This window comes from Serratia sp. 2880STDY5682894 (assembly GCF_001537385.1).
Taxonomy (GTDB): domain Bacteria; phylum Pseudomonadota; class Gammaproteobacteria; order Enterobacterales; family Enterobacteriaceae; genus Serratia; species Serratia nevei.
In genome coordinates, this window is sequence record NZ_FCJA01000008.1 from 133,808 (window position 1) to 151,500 (window position 17,693).

Annotated in this window: 14 protein-coding genes and 1 tRNA gene; 1 reads left to right on the forward strand and 14 read right to left on the reverse strand. The window is 60.1% G+C overall.

Features of this window, described 5'->3' with window-relative positions:
* Positions 1–238 precede the first annotated feature (238 nt).
* The 13 genes from dppF to AWX27_RS18290 form a co-directional block, all read right to left on the reverse strand.
* Positions 239–1,228 (reverse strand): dipeptide ABC transporter ATP-binding subunit DppF, encoded by a 990-nt coding sequence (dppF, locus tag AWX27_RS18230; protein WP_060424251.1) that lies wholly within the window; start codon positions 1,226–1,228, stop codon positions 239–241.
* On the reverse strand, positions 1,225–2,205 hold the full coding sequence (gene dppD / locus AWX27_RS18235; protein ID WP_038874024.1) for a dipeptide ABC transporter ATP-binding protein: 981 nt from the start codon (positions 2,203–2,205) through the stop codon (positions 1,225–1,227). Before dppD ends, dppF begins: the two co-directional genes overlap by 4 nt.
* 15 nt (positions 2,206–2,220) lie before the next feature.
* Positions 2,221–3,123 carry a dipeptide ABC transporter permease DppC gene (gene dppC / locus AWX27_RS18240; RefSeq protein ID WP_038874021.1) on the reverse strand — a complete coding sequence of 301 codons (903 nt, stop codon included), beginning with the start codon at positions 3,121–3,123 and terminating at the stop codon, positions 2,221–2,223.
* A gap of 11 nt (positions 3,124–3,134) precedes the next feature.
* On the reverse strand, positions 3,135–4,154 hold the full coding sequence (gene dppB / locus AWX27_RS18245; protein ID WP_043129106.1) for a dipeptide ABC transporter permease DppB: 1,020 nt from the start codon (positions 4,152–4,154) through the stop codon (positions 3,135–3,137).
* A 170-nt stretch (positions 4,155–4,324) separates the two neighbouring features.
* Complete coding sequence (dppA, locus tag AWX27_RS18250; RefSeq protein WP_047729481.1) at positions 4,325–5,932, reverse strand: dipeptide ABC transporter periplasmic-binding protein DppA; 1,608 nt, start codon at positions 5,930–5,932, stop codon at positions 4,325–4,327.
* Between the two features lie 601 nt (positions 5,933–6,533).
* Positions 6,534–8,225, reverse strand: a complete 1,692-nt coding sequence (locus AWX27_RS18255) for a chitinase ChiA (RefSeq protein WP_049198206.1) — start codon at positions 8,223–8,225, stop codon at positions 6,534–6,536.
* 424 nt (positions 8,226–8,649) lie between these two features.
* A tRNA-Pro gene (locus AWX27_RS18260) sits at positions 8,650–8,726 on the reverse strand.
* A 120-nt stretch (positions 8,727–8,846) separates the two neighbouring features.
* Complete coding sequence (locus tag AWX27_RS18265; protein WP_038875891.1) at positions 8,847–10,178, reverse strand: MFS transporter; 1,332 nt, start codon at positions 10,176–10,178, stop codon at positions 8,847–8,849.
* 95 nt (positions 10,179–10,273) lie between these two features.
* Positions 10,274–11,818: a signal transduction histidine-protein kinase/phosphatase UhpB gene (gene uhpB, locus AWX27_RS18270; protein ID WP_049202602.1), complete on the reverse strand. Its 1,545-nt coding sequence runs from the start codon at positions 11,816–11,818 to the stop codon at positions 10,274–10,276.
* The gene (gene uhpA, locus AWX27_RS18275) at positions 11,815–12,405 is read right to left on the reverse strand and encodes a transcriptional regulator UhpA (protein WP_004934117.1); all 591 of its coding nucleotides are present in this window, start codon (positions 12,403–12,405) and stop codon (positions 11,815–11,817) included. Before uhpA ends, uhpB begins: the two co-directional genes overlap by 4 nt.
* A gap of 118 nt (positions 12,406–12,523) precedes the next feature.
* Positions 12,524–14,218 (reverse strand): kdo(2)-lipid A phosphoethanolamine 7''-transferase, encoded by a 1,695-nt coding sequence (gene eptB, locus AWX27_RS18280; RefSeq protein WP_060424255.1) that lies wholly within the window; start codon positions 14,216–14,218, stop codon positions 12,524–12,526.
* A 225-nt stretch (positions 14,219–14,443) separates the two neighbouring features.
* Positions 14,444–14,869: an organic hydroperoxide resistance protein gene (locus tag AWX27_RS18285; RefSeq protein WP_004934114.1), complete on the reverse strand. Its 426-nt coding sequence runs from the start codon at positions 14,867–14,869 to the stop codon at positions 14,444–14,446.
* 160 nt (positions 14,870–15,029) lie between these two features.
* A complete protein-coding gene (locus tag AWX27_RS18290) occupies positions 15,030–15,494 on the reverse strand; it encodes a MarR family winged helix-turn-helix transcriptional regulator (protein WP_060424257.1) in 465 nt (154 codons plus the stop codon).
* Between the two features lie 97 nt (positions 15,495–15,591).
* Here AWX27_RS18290 and AWX27_RS18295 point away from each other — a divergent pair, with 97 nt between their 5' ends.
* Entirely contained in the window at positions 15,592–16,191 is a 600-nt protein-coding gene (locus AWX27_RS18295; RefSeq protein ID WP_049274352.1) for an HD domain-containing protein, read from the forward strand.
* Here AWX27_RS18295 and AWX27_RS18300 read toward each other — a convergent pair whose 3' ends face one another.
* Complete coding sequence (locus AWX27_RS18300; protein WP_369819337.1) at positions 16,192–17,562, reverse strand: carbohydrate porin; 1,371 nt, start codon at positions 17,560–17,562, stop codon at positions 16,192–16,194.
* Positions 17,563–17,693 lie beyond the last annotated feature (131 nt).

Here is a 17,693-nt window from a genome sequence, read left to right on the forward strand (position 1 = left end):
AAAACAGTGAAACCGCTCGACCGAAAGAATGTTATTAACAACAAATCGTTGAATTATATTATTCGATTATTATTTCCATACGAAGATTCTTAAAAAAATAACGATTTGTCAGAATAGCGTTAAGGGCAGAATTTAAAAAACGGGTTGTCGCGATCGTTTACTGACTAACACATTGATTGAATAATAAAAAACGCCGGCGCAGTGCCGGCGTTTGGTTTAAGCAGGAAAATCCGACGCTTTACGTCCCCGGATGCTCGTCCTGATCGACCGCAAAGCAGGCCACCATCTGCTCACCGTACTGTTTCAGCTGCGGCTGCAGCTGCACGCAGGTGCCGAAGGCGCGGCGGCAGCGGGCGTTGAACGCGCAGCCCGGCGGCGGGTTCATCGGGCTGGGCAGTTCGCCGGTCAGCTTGATGCGCTCGCGGCGCATATCCGGGTTCAACCGCGGCGTCGCCGACAGCAGCGCCTGGGTATAAGGATGGCGCGGATTGTTGAAGATCGCCTCTTTGCTGCCCTTTTCCACGCAGCGGCCGAGGTACATCACCATCACCTCGTCGGCGATGTGTTCCACCACCGACAGATCGTGCGAGATGAACACATAGGACAGCCCCAGCTCCTGCTGCAGATCCATCATCAGGTTCAGCACCTGAGCGCGCACCGACACGTCCAGCGCCGACACCGGTTCATCGGCGATCACCACGTCCGGGTTCAGCATCAGCCCGCGGGCGATGGCGATACGCTGGCGCTGACCGCCGGAAAACATGTGCGGGTAGCGGTCGTAATGCTCGGTCTTCAGGCCGACCTTCGCCATCATCTCCAGCGCTTTTTCCCGCCGTTCGGCGGCGCTGAGCGGGGTATTGATCAACAGCGGTTCCTCGAGGATCTGCCCGACCTTCTTGCGCGGGTTGAGCGATCCGTAAGGATTCTGGAACACGATTTGGATCTTCTGGCGGCGCAGTTTCTCGGCCGAGACGTCCGGCTTCAGCAAATCCTGCCCCTGATAGTACAGCTCGCCGCCGGTCGGCACTTCGATCATCGTCAGCAGGCGGCCGAGCGTCGATTTGCCGCAGCCCGACTCGCCGACCACCGCCAGCGTTTTGCCGCGCTCCAGGGTGAAGGAGACGCCGTCCAGCGCCTTGACCAGCCGCTCCGGCGCGAACAGGCCCTTTTTCACCGGGTAATGCTTCTTCAGGTCGATCGCCTGCAGTAAAGGTTGATTCTGGCTCATACGGTCGGCCTCCCCGCATCATCCAGCGGTGTGTGACATTTAACCTGACGGCCGGGAATGCTGCGCAGTTCCGGCTCCTCGTTACGGCAGCGCTCGTTGGCATAGGGACAACGCGGGTTGAGCAGGCAACCGGTCGGGCGATCGTATTTACCCGGCACCACGCCCGGCAGCGAAGCCAGGCGCGCCTTGTCGGCGGCGAACTCCGGCAGCGCGCGCAGCAGCGCCTGGGTATAAGGATGGCGCGGCGCGCGGAAAATCTCCGCCGCCTTGCCGGATTCCACCACCTGGCCGGCATACATCACGATGATGTGGTGCGCGGCTTCGGCCACCAGCGCCAGATCGTGGGTGATCAGCACCAGCGCCATGTTTTCGCGCTGCTGCAGGTCCAGCAGCAGTTCGATGATCTGCGCCTGGATGGTCACGTCGAGCGCGGTCGTCGGCTCATCGGCGATCAGCAGCTTCGGCCGACAGGCGATGGCCATGGCGATCATCACGCGCTGGCTCATGCCGCCGGAAAGCTGGTGCGGGTACACGTCCAGCCGCGAGGCCGGATCGGGAATGCCCACCTGGGTCAGCAGATCGATAGCGCGCTGGCGGCGAGTGCGGCGGTTGCCGCCCTGATGCACCTTCAGCGCCTCCATGATCTGGTAACCGACGGTATAGCACGGGTTCAGGCTGGTCATCGGATCCTGGAAGATCATCGCTACTTCAGAACCCACCAGCTGGCGGCGCTCTTTTTCGGAGATCTTGCGCAGATCCTGGCCGTTGAACTCCAGCTTGTCGGCCATCACCTTGCCGGGGAAATCGATCAGGCCCATGATCGCCAGCGAGCTGACGGATTTGCCGGAGCCGGATTCACCGACGATGCCGACCACCTGGCCTTGCTCCACGCTGTAACTGATGCGGTCTACCGCGCGGAACGGGGTGCCTTCGTCACCGAAGTGCACCGAAAGCTTGTCTACATTCAATAACGCCATCTCTCTCGTCCTCTGTTACTGCTTGAGTTTGGGGTCGAGAGCGTCACGCAAACCGTCCCCCATCAGGTTAAATGCCAGCACCGTCAGCAGGATCGCCAGGCCGGGGAAGGTCACTACCCACCAGGCGCTTTGCGCGAACTGCAGCACGTCGGAGAGCATGGTGCCCCACTCCGGCGTCGGCGGTTGCGCGCCCATGCCCAGAAAGCCGAGAGCGGCCATGTCCAGAATGGCGTTCGAGAAACCGAGAGAAGCCTGCACGATCAAAGGCGCCAGGCAGTTAGGCAGAATGTTGACGAACATCTGGCGCAGCGCGCCGGCGCCCGCCACCCGCGAAGCGGTGACGTAATCGCGGTTCACTTCCGCCAGCACCGCCGCGCGCGTCAGACGCACATAGTGCGGCAGCGCGACGAAGGTGAGCGCCAGCGAAGCGTTGACGATCGACGGCCCGAACACCGCCACCAGCACCAGCGCCAGCAGCAGGCTCGGCAGGGCCAGCATGATGTCGACGACGCGCATGATCACCGCATCCACCGCGCCACCGAAGTAGCCGGCCAGCAGGCCGAGCACCACGCCCATGATCAGCGACAGCACCACCACCAGGCAGCCGACCAGCAGCGACAGGCGCGCACCGTACATCAGGCGCGACAGCACGTCGCGGCCCACATCGTCGGTGCCGAGAAGGTATTGCCAGCTGCCGCCCTCTTGCCACACCGGCGGCTTGAGCAGCGCGTCGCGGAACTGATCCGCCGGCGCATGCGGCGCCAGCACCCCGGCGCCGAGCGCGATCACCAGCATCAGAACGATATACACCAGGCCGACCACGGCCCCTTTATTGCGCTTGAAATAGTGCCAGAACTCCTGAAACGGGGTCATCGGCTTCGGCGCACCTTTAACTGCAGACTCAGTGATTTGAGACATGAGAGCGCCCCTTATTTCTTGTGGCGAATACGCGGGTTGACCACGCCGTAGAGCACGTCTACCAGCAGGTTAACCAGAATGATCATACAGGCGACCAGCAACACCCCGCCCTGCACCACCGGGTAATCGCGGCGCTGCAGCGCGTCGATCAGCCAGCGGCCCAGTCCCGGCCAGGAGAAGATGGTTTCCGTCAGGATGGCGCCGGCCAGCATGGTGCCGACCTGCAGCCCGATCACCGTCACCACCGGCAGCAGCGCGTTGCGCAGCGCGTGGACGACGATCACCCGCATGCGGCTCACGCCCTTGGCGCGCGCGGTGCGGATGTAGTCTTCACCCAACACTTCCAGCATCGAGGAGCGGGTCATGCGCACGATCACCGCCAGCGGGATGGTGCCCAGCACGATGGCCGGCAGGATCATGTGCATCACTGCGTCGATAAAGTCGCCCGGCTCGCCCCAGATCAGAGTGTCTATCAGCATGAAGCCGGTCAGCGGATGGCTGTCGTCGAGGAAGACCGTGTCGCTGATGCGGCCCGACACCGGCGTCAGGTTAAGCTGCACCGACACCAGCATGATCAGCATCATGCCCCACCAGAAAATCGGCATCGAATAGCCGGTCAGCGAGATGCCCACCGCGGTGTGATCGAAGACCGAGCCGCGCTTGACTGCCGCCAGCACCCCGACCGGGATGCCTACCAGCACCGCGAACAGCATCGCGCAGAAGCCCAGCTCCAGCGTGGCCTGAAAGCGCGGAACGAACTCGCTCCAGACGGAGATGCGGCTTTTGAGTGAGGTGCCCAGATCGCCGTGCAGCACGTTGGACACGTAGGAGAAATATTGTTGATAGAGCGGCTTGTCCAGCCCCATTTCCGCCATCAGCTGCGCGTGGCGCTCGGCGGAGATACCGCGTTCCCCGGCCATGATGGTCACCGGGTCGCCGGGGATCATATGGACGAATGCAAAAGTCAGCAACGTAATGCCGATAAACGTTGGGATAACTAACCCCAAACGTCGGAGTATGAACTGCAACATATCCCGAACTCTCTGTATCAATGCCCGGCAGCTCATCGTCCGCCAGGCTTATTAACGCTCACATGCCTTTGAACGATTCGACGGCCATACGCCGGAGACTGGTCAGCAGGGGCGCAAACCTGTTGCGCCCCTGCAAGTCCATTCGTGCGTCTCCGGTAAAGCGGTCGAAATCAGTCTACAGAGACATTCTCGAAGTGATGCTTACCGAGTGGATCCACGACGTAGCCTTTCACTTCCTTACGCACAGGCTCGTACACGGTGGAGTGTGCGACAATCAGCGCCGGAGCCTGATCGTGCATCACCACCTGCGCCTGCTTGTACAGTTCGATGCGCTTGTCGTGGTTGGATTCGGCGCGCGCCGGTTGAATCAGATCTTCAAACGGCTTGTAGCACCAGCGGGAGTAGTTGGAGCCGTCTTTCGCCGCCGCGCAGCTGAACAGCGTGGCGAAGAAGTTGTCCGGATCTCCGTTGTCGCCGGTCCAGCCCATCATCACCGTCTGGTGCTCGCCCGCTTTGGCGCGCTTGAGGTATTCACCCCACTCATAGGTCACGATTTTGGCTTTCACGCCGATCTTGGCCCAGTCGGCCTGGATCATTTCCGCCATGCGGCGCGCGTTCGGGTTGTAAGGACGCTGTACCGGCATCGCCCACAGGTCGATGCTGAAGCCGTCGGCCATGCCCGCTTCTTTCAGCAGTGCTTTCGCCTTGGCCGGATCGTAAGCGTAATCCTGCACCGCGTCGTTATAGCCCCACATGGTCGGCGGGATCAGGTTCTTGGCCGCCTGGCCCGCGCCCTGATAAACCGCGTCGATGATCGCCTGCTTGTTGACCGCCATGGTCAACGCCTGGCGCACCTTCAGGTTATCCAGCGGCTTTTTCTCGACGTTGAACGACAGGTAACCCACGTTCAGGCCCGGCTGTTCCATCAGGTTGATGGACTTGTCTTGCTTCATGCGGGCGATATCGGCCGGGTTCGGGTACGGCATCACCTGACATTCGTTTTTCTGCAGTTTGGCGTAGCGCACGGAGGCGTCAGGCGTGATGGAGAACACCAGGCGATCGATCTTCGGCTTGGTGCCCCAGAAACCGTCGAATGCCTTGTACAGGATCTTGGAGTCTTTCTGGTATTGCAGCAGCTGGAACGGACCGGTGCCGATCGGATTCAGGTCGACTTTCTCCGGCGTGCCGGCTTTCATCATCACGTCGGCATATTCGGCGGACAGGATGGACGCGAAGTCCATGCCCAGGTCAGCCAGGAACGGCGCCTCCGGGCGGTTCAGCACGAAGCGCACGGTGTTGTCGTCCACTTTTTCAATCTTGGCGATCAGCTTAGGCATGTCCATGCCTTCAAAGTATTCGTAACTGCCGCCGGACACTTTGTGGTAGGCGTTGTTCGCATCCAACTGGCGCTCAAAGGAGAACACCACGTCGTCGGCGTTGAAGTCGCGCGTCGGCTTGAAGTCTTTGCTGCTCTGCCACTTCACGCCTTTGCGCAGGTGGAAGGTGTAGGTTTTGCCGTCTTCGCTGACGTCCCACTTCTCAGCCAGGCCCGGCTGCAGTTCGGTGGTGCCGATTTTGAATTCGACCAGGCGGTTGTAGATCGGTACCGAGCTGGCGTCGTAGGTGGTGCCGGAGGTAAACAGCTGCGGGTTGAACCCTTCCGGGGAACCTTCAGAACAGTAAACCAACGTCTTGGCCTGAACGCTGGCCGCCACGGTCAGCGCGATCAGCCCAATGCCGAATTTCAGAACCCCCGATTTACCCAAGGAACGTGTCATCGTTAGTGCTCCATTGTGTGATGTGATGTGTGTAATTGCCGCCAGACCTGTATTTTTTATTGCGTGGCCTGTGCGATCGGCGCCCGAAGGCAGAAGGCGTACGAGGAGAGAATGCCGGATGGAACGCATCGCGGCGGGGACGTCTGAGCGCGTGGAATTCACTCAAACAACTCTCGCTCTTACCCCTGAGGCTATCAAGTTGCCAACTGTTTGGGGTGTCGTCAATATAACCAGTGGGGATTTACGCAGACTGTGAGAAACAGCAAACAAACATAAAAAAAACCTTTTGTTAACAGTTCCAGCATGAAAATTTATGCTAAGCGGTCATTTTTAGCGCATTGGTCTGACCCTCACAAACTTACTGGTTTTTAACTCCGTTAAAAAACCCCAAAACTTTGTTGCTGAATGATGAATATCTGAACGGTTATTTTTGTGATCGCCGTTAAAGACAGGAGGAAATGCTGAAGGATTACCCAAAAGGGTGAGTCCGATGGCCGCGCTTTGCGCCGGCGAGGGCCACAATCTGTGCGGCGTAAAAAAACTTTCGGCGGTGAAAAAGCCGGGGGCGAAAGGATATCCCCCGGCAACGCACTGCAACCGATTATTGAACGCCGGCGCTGTTGCCCAGGCTGGCGTTCATGCTGTTGAGAATATCGCCGTTGTCCGCATCGATCTCCCAGGAGAACAGGCCGCCCAACTGCTTATCCAGCACATACTTGCCTTTGGCCTGCACCGAGCGGGCATCGTCGAAGGTGATCAGATCGCCGGTGGAAGGCTTGAACACGTAAGGCGCTTCCGCCGTGGCGTCGTAGGTGTACTGCCACTCGCCGCTCATGAACTGGCTGGCGATTTGGCGGTAGTCCACGATGCCGTTCTCCCAGGTGCCTTTAACCGGCCCGGTGGCGGTGCCGGTAAACGGAATATTGTTCTGGTAGCCGTTCACCCCGGTCCAGCCGCGGCCATACATGGCGGTGCCGACCACGATCTTGCCCGGCTTGACGCCCTGCGCCAGCAGCGCATTGACGCCGTTCACCGTGGTGTAGGCGGTGTCCGGTTTCCAGGCCGGCGCATTCAGCGCGGTCTGGTGCCCCAGGTTCTTCAGATCGAAGGCGCCGTAGAAGTCGTAGCTCATCAGGAAGATGTGATCCATCGAGTTCTGCGCGACGTTATAAGCCACCTTATCGATCTTGTCCTTGCCGGCGCTGATGGCGGAGGTGAGCTCATACTTGCGGCCGGTTTCCGCCGACAGCTGATCCAGCATCGCCCGCAGCTCCTTCATCAACAGCACATAGGTTTCCCCATCCTGCGGGCTGCCCAGGTTCGGGTTGGCGCCTTTGCCGCCCGGGAACTCCCAGTCGATATCCACGCCGTCGAAGAACTTCCAGGTCTGCAGGAACTCTTTCACCGAGCCGACGAAGCGATCGCGCTTCACCTTGTCGCCCATGAAGAAGAACGGGTCAGACAGCGTCCAGCCGCCGATCGACGGCAGGATTTTCAGGTCAGGGCGCGCCTGCTTCAGCGCCATCAGCTGGCCGAAGTTGCCCTTGTAGGGGTCATCCCAGGCGGTGACGCCCTTCTGCGCTTTTTGCAGCGCGGCAAACGGATCGTGGATCGAGACTTTGAAGTCCTCGCGGCCCTGACAGGAGCGCTGCAATGCCTGGAAACTGCCTTCGATCTCTTTCAGGCTGTCGTTGATGCCGTTGCCGCCGCAGATCGGGATAAATCCGTACAGCAGGTGGGTCAGGTTTTGCGCCGGGATCTTGTCGACGGTGAAATTGCGCCCGTAAACGCCCCACTCGACAAAATAAGAACCGACGACTTTGCCGGAGTTTTGTTTATAAGGTTTGTTCTTTTCCAGCAGCGGCTCTTTCAACGGCGCCAAATGGCTGCCGTCGGTGTCGGCCACCACAATTTCGGTGGCGTCGCTGGCGGTGCAGCCGTCGGCATTACACAGTGCCACCTGCATTTGATAACGGCCGCCTTTATTCACTTTAAAATTCGCCGTACCGGAAGATCCGGTTGAAGGGCCGCTCCACGCCTCTTTGCCATTTAATAAAATTTTTGCCGTCGTGCCGGTGTCGCCATTCCATAAATTCCAGGAGACAGAAACGTCGGCGGCATTTTTTACCTTCACCAGATTATTATAAGCGGTGGCCGCCTGATCGACTTCGACGATAGCGAACTTGGTGTTGCCCCAGGCGATGGTCGGTTTGCCCGGTGCGGCGGCCTGCGCCGCGGAACACAGCGTGCTGCCGATCAACAGCGCCAACAGCGGTTTATTAAATTTGCGCATAACTGATTCCTTTATTCCGAGAGGATAAACATAAAAGAGTTAATCGACGCCACGCATTGCCGGAGCAAAATGATCCCGCAATAATCCACGAAGATTAACGTTAATAAATAATCACGGTATTTCCCACGCAGCGGGAATAAGAGCTCCCGCGTTGTCCATTCAGACTATAGGTAAAAAAAACGTGAAAACAAGAGCGCTATCAACCGGGTTTTATTTGGCAAGCATGAATTTATTTAAATATAAAAATAAGAACCTAATGGGAATAAGGAGTGTGAATTAATTAAGCGTAAAGGATAAATATATTTCACGAGGACGGCAGATTGAGGCACGCCATAAAGCGCAGCCGACCGTATCGGAGGAGGTACTCATCCTCATAAACGACGGAAGAAAAAAAACCTGCTTTAAAAAGCAGGTTTTCGAATGGTGGTCGGCGAGAGAGGATTCGAACCTCCGACCCACTGGTCCCAAACCAGTTGCGCTACCAAGCTGCGCTACTCGCCGATGCGGGGCGCATCTTACTGCTGGCGGTTATAGGCGTCAATCACTTTTTTGCCCCTGCATTTCAAGTGGTGATAAAAGCGCCATAATGCGCTGCGCCGGGGGTTGCGCAGCGTATTTCACTCAGGCGTTGGCGGTTTTCAGCGCCGGCGTCTGCGCACGCAGGAACGGCAGCAGGAACAGCGCCGACAGGCAGGCGGCGATGGAAATCACCACGAAGAAGCCGTTCCAGTGCCAGATCTCCATCACCCGCGCAATCGGGTAGCCGGACAGCGCCGCGCCCAGGTAGGCGAACAGGCCGACGAAACCGGTCGCCGCACCCGCCGCATCCTTGTGCGAGCACTCCGCCGCCGCCATGCCGATCAGCATCTGCGGGCCGAAGATGAAGAAGCCGATGGCGAAGAAGCAGCAGGCCTGCAGCAGGTAGGTCACGCCCGGCATCAGCCACAGCGCCGCCACCGACAGGAAGATACCGATGGCGAAGATCAGGTTCATCGGGCCGCGGTTGCCGCGGAACAGCTTGTCGGAGCCCCAACCGGCCACCAGCGAACCGATAAAGCCGCCCACTTCAAACAGCGAAATGGCCGAGTTGGCGGTCATCAGCGAATAGCCCTTTTCCTGCGTCAGGTAGAGGTTGCCCCAGTCGTTGATCGCGGTGCGCACGATGTACACCAGCACATAAGAGACCGCCAGCAGCCAGATGTACTTGTTGGTCAGCACGTAGCGTTTGATGATCTCGCGGTTGCTCAGCCCCTGGCCTTCCGATTCCTGCACCAGCTCCATGGCGTCGTTACGCCATTTGCCGACGCTCGGCAGCCCCAGGGTGGATGGCTTGTCGCGCAGGCGCCAGCACATCAGCAGGCCGAGCACCACGCCGATGATGCCGGGAATGATCATGCCGTAACGCCAGCTGAAGTGCAGCGAGATAAAGCCCACCAGCAGCGGGATCAGCGCGCCGCCGACGTTGTGCGAGGTGTTCCAGATCGCCCACCAGCTGCCGCGCTCGGAGCGCGAATACCAGCTGGTGAGGATTTTGGAGCACGGCGGCCAGCCCCAGCCCTGGAAGAAGGCGTTGAGGATCCACAGCGTGCCCAGCATCAGCAGCGACGAACTGAGGCCGAAGAAGATATTCAGCACCCCGGTCATGATCAGGCCCAGCCCCATAAAGTAACGCGGGTTGGAGCGATCGCTGATCATGCCGGAAATGAATTTCGAGCAGCCGTAGGTGATGTAGAACAGCGTGCCGAGGATGCCGACGTCGGACATCGTCAGGCCCAGATCGCTCAGCATCGCCGGCATGATGAAGTTGAAGCTTTTGCGCGTGAAGTAAAACGCGGCGTAGCCGATGTACATGGTGCACATCAGCTGGATGCGCCAGTATTTGTAGCTGGCGTCGATCTGCCGTTGATCGGTGACCTGCGGCGCGTCCGAGCGGCTTTTAAGGAAAGACCACATGTGGAACCTCAGAGGATTGAATAAAGTGCCGCTATGATGCTCCTCGCGCGCGCGGGAGGCTTACGCCGGATTCCCGACGCGGCTAGGAGTTTTTCCTAGTTTGGCGCTTGCGCCGGTGAAACTGTGGGCAAGATCACACTCAAACAGGCGCCCCGTTCAGCGGTGAACCGCAGGCTGCCGCCGAGGGCGCTGATGCGCTCCTGCATACCGCGCAGGCCATACCCCGGCTGATGGTTTTCCGCATCGAAACCCACGCCGTTGTCGCGGATGGTCAGGGCGATCAGCGGCGCAGCGCCTTTGCGCGGCTGCAGGCGCGCGTCCAGCTCCAGGCGGCTGGCGCCGGCGTGGCGGCACACATTGGTCACCCCTTCCTGACACACCCGGTACAGCGTGATTTTCAGCGTTTCATCCAGCAGCTCGTCCGGCACCTGCCACTGCAGGCTGCTCACCAGCGACGCGTCCTGCGGCAGCGACTCCCGCAGCATCGCCGCCACCGCCGCCGACAGCGGCAGGTTGTTCAGCGCCGCCGGCCACAGCTGGGTCAGCACGTCGTGCACCCCGTCGTAGACCCGCAGCGCCAACGCATCGATGGCGTCGGCGCAGCCGATCACCGCCGGCTCCGGCGCCAGGCGTTTGACGATGCTGGCCTGGGTGCGGATCACGGTGATGGTCTGCCCCACTTCATCGTGCAGCTCGCGCGCCACCTCGCGCCGGGTTTGCTCCTCCGCCGTCACCAGCGCCCGCGCCAGCTGGCGGTTCTCCGCCAGCCGCAGCCGCAGTTGCTGATTCAGCTCGCGCTGGCGCTGAATGCCGGCGCCCAGCAGCAGCCCGGTCAGGCTTTGGGCCAGCAGCGACAGCAGCAGATCGCGGTGCGACTCCGGCTGCGGCGGCTCGTTGACCATCAGCGCCACGCCGTTGAGCAGCGTCGCCAACAGCGCGCCCTGCCAGCCGTAGCGGTAAGACATGAACACGATAGGAATGGCCAGGCAGAACGGCGCGAAACGGCGCAGCTCGGCGGCGTTCACCTGCTGCTGCAGCCAGATGCTGAACGCAAACAACAGCAGATAGCTGGCCAAGTGGCCGAGGCGCAGCTCCACCGGCTTGTGGATCAGCCCCGGCTCCAGCGGCACCCAGATTTGGCGCGCCAGATAGTGCCACAACAGCAGGCAGGTCGGCGCGATGGTGAAACCGCCGGTCAGGCCGAGCAGCAGCGCGCGGGCGCCTTCGCCGCTCACCAGCTGCCATACCAGGGCCTGCAGCAAGGCGGCGGCGGCCACCACCGCGCCCTGCAACAGCGGCCACCGCCATTCGCTGTCGCTCTGCTGATGGCGCAACAGCCACGGCGAGGCCAGCAGGCTGAGCAGCACCGTCAACACCAGCACCGCCACCGACGCCCACAGCGCCGGGCCGTAACCGAACTGGTCCGCCAGCAGCGCCATCAGCAGCAGGTCGGCCAGCAGGATCCCCGGCCAGAAACGGTACGGGCTCTGCAGCAAAATGCCCATGCGCAGGCCGAACGGGAACAGCAGCAGCGCCTGCCAGGGAGGGTCGATCAGCGCGGTGCCGATGCCCCACAGGCAAAAGGCGCTGGCGGCGTAGATGAAAAACAGCGCCAGCTGGGTGATCAGGCGCTGCGTCACAGGTTCAGCATCCGTCTGGCCAGCTCGACGTTATTGTTGATACCCAGCTTGGCGAACAGGTTGGCGCGATGCACATGCACCGTCTTCGGCGACAGCCCCAAGGCGGCGGCGATCTCGCGCACCTCCTGGCCCTGCGCCAGCAATAGCGCGATTTCGCGCTCGCGGCGGGTCAACGGATCGACCCTCACCCGCGCCAGCTGCTGGGCGATTTCCGGCATCAGGTAGACGCCGCCGCCGGCGACGGTGCGCACCGCGGTGATCAGATCTTCCGGCTTGCAGCGCTTGGAGAGGAAGCCGCTGGCGCCGCGTTCCAGCGCCATTTCCACCAGCGCCGGGTTGTCGTGCATCGACAGCATCACCACGCGGATGCCGGAGGGAATGTCCGCCAGCAGATCCAGCCCGCTGCCGTCCGGCATCGAAATGTCGCAGATGCAGATTTCCGCCTCCAGCCCCGGCAGGCCGGCGCGCGCCTGCGCCGCGCTGCTGAACTCGCCCACCACCTGAATATCGGCCTCCAGCGACAGCAGCTGCACAAAGCCCGAGCGCACAATGTCATGATCGTCGATAAACGCCACGCGCAGGGTCATGGAAATCTCCGGTTAGAAGGGAAGTGCGCAAGTATACCGTATGCACACACCGGAATAATTGATGAAGAGAATGTATTGAGTGAAATTACCGGGTGCGCAAGGCACCCGGCGGGAAGGATTACAGGCGGGCGGGCGCCGTTTTATGCTGCGGCAGAGAGCACCAGTTGTTTTTATCCACGATGCCGCCGTTCGGCGAGGTGTAGCCGAGGCAACCGAGGATGGTGTCGAACAGCTCGACGTGGCGATGCGTTTTGCCGATGCGCTGCTGCGCCTGCAGCTGCTCAAAGGCGCTGAGGTGCTGCGGGTTCTCGAGGAACTTGTCCGACGCCCATACGATCATCGGCACGCGGAATTGCTCCGGCGGCGCCATTTCGCGCGGCGTGCCGTGCAGGTGCGTGTTCTCGCCGATCGATTCGCCGTGATCGGCGGCATAGAACACGATGGCCTTCTTGTCGCGCACCTGGTCGATCACATTACTGATAAAGCTGTCGGTGTACAGCACGGTATTGTCGAAGGCGTTGATCAGCTGCGCCTTGGTGCAAGAGTCGTCCACCCCCATGCACTCCGGCTGATAGCGCGCATAGCTGCGCGGATAACGCTGCGAGTACAGGTAGTGCGAGCCTTTGGTATGCAGGATCACCAGGTGTTTGCCCTTCGGATAGCGCGCCAGCGACTCCTTCATTTCATCCACCAGCAGCATATCGTCGACCGCCTTGCCGTCGTTGCGCTTCTCGGACGCGATCATCTCGCGGAACGAATAGTTGTTCACCTCGGTGTTGTTGTAGAACCACACCTCGCTCTGCATGGCGAACAGCTCGGAAGAGAAGCCCAGATCCTTCAGCACCGCGAACACGTTCTGCTCTTTCAGCGTGCGCTGCGGATTGTCTTCGGTGCCGCCTTCACGCACGAACATGCAGCGCAGCGACAGCTTGGTGGCGGTGTCGCACGACTCACCGCGGAACGCCACCAGATTCTTCTCTTTAGACAGCCGCGGCGTGGTATCGCGCTCGTAGCCCAGCATGCCCATGTGATCCCAGCGCGTGGTCTCGCCGATGATGAACACCACGTAGGTGTCGTCGATGTCCGCCGGCGGTACGTAAGTGAAGTGTTTGCCCGGATCGAACATCGTGCTCTGGTCCTGGCTTTCGTCATAACGGGTGTAGGCAAACAGCCCCAGCGCCGACAGCCAGTTGGACGGCAGATACGAGTGTGCCACCACGCCGCCGTAGCTCGGCAGATCGACGTTGGCGAGCTTCTCTTGCACGCTTTGCTCATCGTCCAGCATGCGCAGCGGCAGCCAGACCAGCGCCACCACCGCCAGCAAGACCAGCAGCGGTTTGATGCGATGACCAGGGGTTTTCAGCTGTTCGATCAGGGTGTAACGCAGGCCATTTTTCCAGATCAGCAACAGCGGCAAGGCGCTGAGCGCCACCATCCACAGCACGAAGTGCAGGCCAACCACCTCTTTCGACAGATCGATGTCGGTGGTCATCACCGACACCACGATGCCGTAGCCGATCACCACGTTGAAAAACGTCATGTAGTAGCTGGCGGCCACCGAAATCAACACCAGCAGCGAGGCGACGATGCGATAAAACAGCCGGCCGCCGAGCGATACCAGCCGCATGATGAAGAACGTGAACAGGACGATAGCGATGACTTCCGTCACCGCCGAAATAAGCTTAATGCCCTGAATGCCGTGCGCCAGCGAATCAAAACGGCGATAGAAAACGGACAGGTTTAGAAATATGCCGATATAGATCGCTAACAATAACGATAAATTCTGCTGTGATAGCGATTTAACTTTGTTCATGTAACGCGGTGGCTCCGGGGACGGTGTAGCGGTTCTGACTCAGTCAGACACTGATTGCGGCTTCTGGTTCAGCCAACCGGCAATAAGCGTTATTTTGCGGGTAATAATCAAGAGAATTCTCACAAAACGGACAAAATTTACCGTTTTTTCGAACGATTTTTAGGCAGGGCACGCAAGAAAATGGAGGGATAAACCCTCCATTTTTTCCAGATTTCGGCAAAAATCTTACTTAACGTTCAACGTCACATCGATATTTCCACGGGTAGCGTTGGAGTATGGGCACACCACGTGCGCCTTTTTCACCAGATCTTCCGCCACGCTGCGCTCGATGCCCGGCAGCGAGATATCCAGCTGCACTTCGATGCCGAAGCCGTTCGGGATCTCACCGATGCCGACGGTACCGTCGATCTTGGCTTCGGCCGGGATTTTGACCTTTTCTTTCGCCGCGACAAACTTCAACGCGCCGAGGAAGCAGGCCGAGTAACCGGCGGCGAACAGCTGCTCAGGGTTGGTGACTTCGCCGCCGGCGCCGCCCATCTCTTTCGGCACGCCCAGTTTCACGTCCAACACGCCGTCGGAGGAGGTCGCACGGCCGTCGCGGCCGCCGGTTGCGGTGGCGTGAGCGCGGTAAACCACTTTCTCAATAGACATCGTTCATTCCTTCTTGCTGGTTGGCGAGATGACTACGGCTTCCACGAGGTAAAGCCGGTCACATATTTATCTTTTGCGATTAAATCGTGCACTACTTATTTTTGACACTTATTAACCAGTGTAGACCACCCGCGCCGTTCTTGCGTCCGGCGGCGGCGGGTCAAATCTGATCGATCAGGCTACCGCGCAGCTTTTCCAGCTGCTGTTTGAGCGAGACGATCTCGTCCAGGCTGCAGTCGGTGGCGCACATCACCGCCTCGGGCACCGATTGCGCCCGCTCGCGCAGCGCGCGGCCGGCTTCGGTCAGGGCGATGATCACCTGCCGCTCGTCGGCGGTGGCGCGATAGCGCACCAGCAAACCGGCGGTTTCCAGCCGCTTCAGCAGCGGCGTCAGCGTGGCGGAATCGAGGAACAGCCGCTCGCCGATATCCGATACCGTCACCCGATCGCGCTCCCACAGCACCATCATCACCAGGTATTGCGGGTAGGTGAGTTCGAGCTGGCTCAACAGCTTGCGATAAACTTTGTGCAGCGCCAGGTTGGCGGAGTACAGCGCGAAACAGAGCTGCTGATCGAGCTGCAGCAGGTTCTTCGCCTTGGGTTGTTCGGTCTCGGTGCTTTTCATGTGTGTGAATATAGATAGCGCACGATGTAATCGCAAGCTATTTCTTGTGAGGTATGCTACATTTTTTTCATGCAGAGGATGCTCGGAGGGAAAGGAAATGACGAACACGCTTGCAGAACGCGCGCGCCGCTACGCCACCAAGGCGCATGCGGCCATCGATCAGCGCCGCAAATACACCGACGATCCGTACATCGTCCACCCGCAGGCGGTGATGGAGCTGGTGCGCAGCGTACCGCACACCGAAGAGATGCTGGCGGCCGCCTGGCTGCATGATACGGTAGAAGACACGCCCACCACCCTCGGCGACATCGACAGCCATTTCGGGCCGAAGGTGGCAGAGCTGGTGCGGATGTTAACCAACGTCAGCCACGCCGAGGACGGCAACCGCTTTGAGCGCAAAAACCGCGATCGGCGCCACAGCGCCGGCGCATCGCCGCAGGCCAAAACCATCAAGCTGGCGGATCTTATCGACAACACCCGCTCGCTGCTGGACTACGACAGCCACTTCGCCCAGACCTACCTGATCGAGAAACAGCGCCTGCTGGAGGTGCTGACCGAAGGCGACCCGACGCTGTGGCGCCAGGCCAGCCATATCGTTGAACAGGGGCTGCTCAGGTTGCAGCAGCCGCCGCACAACGTGCCCGCCAGCTGGTTCGAACACGCCCGCCGGCGCTACCGCGAGAGCGACGCGGCCTGATCAGAAGGTCACCACCGTTTTCAACGCCGTCACCCAGGCGTCCTGCGTCTCGCTGACGCCCGCCGGGTGATGCCAGTACTGCAGGCCCGGCTGCAGCTGCAACCACGGCGTGACGTTAACCCGGTAATACAGCTCCGCCGTCACCGAGTGGCCCGGCACCGGCCGGTAGTTCGGATCGTGATAATCGCTGATGCCGCTCATCTGGTTGAGATAACGCTGATTGTCTTTGTAGCGGTCGCTCAGCTTCACCACCGAGACACCGAGCCCCAGCCAGTCGTCCGGCCGCGCATCGAACAGCCCGCGGTAACGGATGCCGGTCGAGGTAGACCAGTGCAGGTAGTTGCTGCGCTGATCTCCCAGCCCCAGGCTGTAAAACACGCTCAGGCCACGGTTGACGTCATCCGCATGGCGCGTCACCTGCTGGTTGAAACCGGTATACAGGAACCAGGTGCGATCGTGGCTGCGATAGCCCTGCGGATCGCTGGCGCCCGGCCCGCCGGACACCCCTTCATAAAGATCGCTCTGGCGCGCGTTGGTGAACAGCACGCCCAGGTTATACACCCCAGGCAGCTGGTTGACGGCGTGGGTTTTCAGCTCCAGCTCCATCGGCAACAGGAAGCCTTTGCTGCCCTTGGTGGACCAACTCCAGGCGTGGCTGCGGCTGGGGGCGCTCGGGTTCTGCTCCATCACGCCGCCCTTGAGCGTCAGGCCGTCGGTCAGCTTGTATTGCAGCGTGGTGCCCCAGTAATGCACGTTCCAGTTATACCAGGTCAACGAGTTGGCGGACTTGCCGCCGCACAGCGTCAGCGTCTGAAAATCGCAGGGAATGATCTGATCGAAATCCTGCACCTTGTTCATCATGCCGATGCGCCACTGCAGCCGGCGATCGAGGAAGGAACGGCTGAAGGTCAACCAACCCAGCCGGGTAATCGACTGCCCGCCAAAGCTCTCCTGCGACAGATCGGTCAGGCCGACGCGCGGATCCTGCAAGCGATCGCGGGTCAGGTTGTTGTCATGGTTGCGGTTGACGATATTGCCTTCGATCGCCGCGTCCGGAATGCCGGTCAGCGCCTGCAAATCCTGGCTGAAGGTCAACGAGAACTGGTCGATGTACGACGCCTGTTTGTCGTGGTTGTAACCGCCGCCGGCGTTATACGACAGCTGGCTGAGGTAGCCGAGGTTATAGTGGAAGCCGTGATCCTCCAGGATCGGCCTGATCCCCAGCATATCCCCCAACAGTCCGGGCTGTGGCGGCTCAAAGCCGAGCGCCACCCCTTCCCATTTGGCGGTGGGGGCTTCGACGTCCTTGCCGGTTTGCAGCGTTTCTGCCTGCGCCTGGCTACAGAGCAGCACCAGCGCCGCCAGGGTCATGGAACGAGGTAATAAGCTTTTCATCATTATTATATTTCTCCGCATAACGGCTGACTGCGGGCAACAGCATTCCCTGGGAGAGAATTTCCCATCATGAACAGCAGCGAATAACGTTAGGTTAACGCCCGGCG

What these genes read in the sequence shown, in the direction of transcription:
- AWX27_RS18300 (WP_369819337.1), bottom strand. Translation starts at nt 17,562, where the DNA reads ATGACCCTGGCGGCGCTGGTGCTGCTCTGTAGCCAGGCGCAGGCAGAA.
- AWX27_RS18290 (WP_060424257.1), bottom strand. Translation starts at nt 15,494, where the DNA reads ATGAAAAGCACCGAGACCGAACAACCCAAGGCGAAGAACCTGCTGCAG.
- AWX27_RS18255 (WP_049198206.1), bottom strand. Translation starts at nt 8,225, where the DNA reads ATGCGCAAATTTAATAAACCGCTGTTGGCGCTGTTGATCGGCAGCACG.
- eptB (WP_060424255.1), bottom strand. Translation starts at nt 14,218, where the DNA reads ATGAACAAAGTTAAATCGCTATCACAGCAGAATTTATCGTTATTGTTA.
- dppC (WP_038874021.1), bottom strand. Translation starts at nt 3,123, where the DNA reads ATGTCTCAAATCACTGAGTCTGCAGTTAAAGGTGCGCCGAAGCCGATG.
- AWX27_RS18285 (WP_004934114.1), bottom strand. Translation starts at nt 14,869, where the DNA reads ATGTCTATTGAGAAAGTGGTTTACCGCGCTCACGCCACCGCAACCGGC.
- AWX27_RS18265 (WP_038875891.1), bottom strand. Translation starts at nt 10,178, where the DNA reads ATGTGGTCTTTCCTTAAAAGCCGCTCGGACGCGCCGCAGGTCACCGAT.
- dppB (WP_043129106.1), bottom strand. Translation starts at nt 4,154, where the DNA reads ATGTTGCAGTTCATACTCCGACGTTTGGGGTTAGTTATCCCAACGTTT.
- dppD (WP_038874024.1), bottom strand. Translation starts at nt 2,205, where the DNA reads ATGGCGTTATTGAATGTAGACAAGCTTTCGGTGCACTTCGGTGACGAA.
- dppF (WP_060424251.1), bottom strand. Translation starts at nt 1,228, where the DNA reads ATGAGCCAGAATCAACCTTTACTGCAGGCGATCGACCTGAAGAAGCAT.
- dppA (WP_047729481.1), bottom strand. Translation starts at nt 5,932, where the DNA reads ATGACACGTTCCTTGGGTAAATCGGGGGTTCTGAAATTCGGCATTGGG.
- uhpA (WP_004934117.1), bottom strand. Translation starts at nt 12,405, where the DNA reads ATGACCCTGCGCGTGGCGTTTATCGACGATCATGACATTGTGCGCTCG.
- AWX27_RS18295 (WP_049274352.1), top strand. Translation starts at nt 15,592, where the DNA reads ATGACGAACACGCTTGCAGAACGCGCGCGCCGCTACGCCACCAAGGCG.